Origin of the sequence: Streptomyces sp. NPDC052101 (assembly GCF_040680235.1) — a bacterium.
Taxonomy (GTDB): Bacteria; Actinomycetota; Actinomycetes; order Streptomycetales; family Streptomycetaceae; genus Streptomyces.
Map to the genome: position 1 here is coordinate 1 of NZ_JBFAWH010000123.1, position 1,670 is coordinate 1,670.

At 72.6% G+C, this 1,670-nt stretch carries 1 protein-coding gene and 1 pseudogene; both read right to left on the reverse strand.

Annotation, left to right across the window (positions count from 1 at the left end; genetic code table 11):
* The coding region (locus tag AB0L75_RS44175; RefSeq protein WP_365191935.1) for a methionine--tRNA ligase at positions 1 to 850 on the reverse strand (850 nt) is incomplete at its 3' end.
* A pseudogene (locus AB0L75_RS44180) lies at positions 843 to 1,670 on the reverse strand (hypothetical protein); the annotation flags it as partial. The gene AB0L75_RS44175 and the pseudogene AB0L75_RS44180, both read right to left, overlap by 8 nt.

Genomic DNA, 1,670 nt, shown 5'->3' on the forward strand with positions numbered 1-1,670 from the left:
ACCGGGAGCTGTCCTTGCCGATCACGTGCAGGTCCGCCGGCCAGTAGCGCGCGAACGCCTCCGGGTCCTCCGCCGGCCAGCCCGCGCCGGAGAGGTAGTTCGTCAACGCGTCGACCCAGACGTAGGTGACGTGGTCGGCGCGCCGGTCGGCGTCGGCGGCGTCGGGGTCCGCGGGCGCCGGCAGGTCGATGCCCCACTGGAAGGAGGTCCGGGAGATGGACAGGTCCTCGAGCCCGGCCTCCACGAAGCGGATGACCTCGTTGAAGCGGTACCGGGGGGCGGCGAAGTCCGGGTGCTCGCGGTAGTGGTCCAGCAGCGGCTGCTGGTACTTGGACAGGCGGAAGAAATAGGACTCCTCCTCCGTCCACGTCACCTCGGTGCCGGTCTCGACGGCGCGGCGCACCCCGTCCTGACCCACCTCGGTCTCGTCCTCGCCGAAGTAGCGTTCGTCCCGCACGGAGTACCAGCCGGCGTAGGAGCCGAGGTAGATGTCCCCGTTGGCCTCCATCCGCCGCCAGATCTCGCGGACGGCCTCGGCGTGGTCCGTGTCCGTGGTGCGGATGAAGCGGTCGTAGGAGATGTCCAGGACGTCGTCGTCCATCTCCTTGAAGACGGCGGCGTTGCGCGTGGCCAGCTCGAGGGCGCTCACGCCCTGCTGCTGCGCCGTCTGCTCCATCTTCTGGCCGTGCTCGTCCGTGCCGGTCAGGAAGCGCACATCCCGCCCGTCGAGCCGCTGGAAGCGGGCCATCGCGTCCGAGGCGATGTACTCGTAGGCGTGGCCGATGTGCGGCTCGCCGTTCGGGTAGGAGATGGCCGTGGTCAGGTAGTACGGGGCGCGGGCGTCAGTCACAGTCGTCGAGTCTAGCCGCGGGGCCGGGGCCCGCGCCGAGGACGACGTCGTCCGCGCCGACGTCCGGGACGCCGTCGGCGGTCACCTGCAGATGGCCCGGCGCAGGCCGCAGGTGCAGGTGGGCCCACGGGGCCACCACGAGCACGGACGCCCCGATCATCTCGGTCAGCTCCTCCGCGTGCGTCGCGACGTGGTAGGCCAGGGTGCTGCGCCCGATCCCGAAGACGAGCGGCACCGCCTCGAGGACGATCGCGCCGACGAAGAACACCGCGCCGCCCGCCACCGTCAGCGCTCGGGTCCGGCGGGGCAGGGCGACGGTGCACAGCGCGAGCAGCCCGAGGACGATGATCGCGGCCGGCGCGCCGAGGATGAGCCACTGGAACGCGGGCAGCGGGTTCTCCCCCGCGAACGGCAGGACCTCCCACAGCTGGCCGGCCTGCTCGTGGAGCTGCGTCGATTCGTCCAGGCTCATGGCCGCCAGCAGGGCCGCGGGGGTCAGCCACGCGAGCAGGCTCGGCCGCCGGTCCGCCCCCAGGGCGCGGCGCACGAGACCCACCGTGGTGAAGCCCGCGGCCCCCAGCAGGAGCAGGCCCGAGCTCCACCACGCGGTGAGGTTGGCCTCGTGGTTCACGTCGAAGACCTCGCGCCACCACGGCACCTGCCGCGGGCCCAGCCCGAACACGAAGGGGAGGGCGAACGACCAGGCGGCGAGCAGGACACTGACGCCGGCGAGCAGTTCAGTGGCCTTGCCGGGCGGTGCGGGAGCCTTCGGTGGAGCCGCGGGCTCGGGAACGGCCGGAGCCGCGGCGGCCACCGCGAG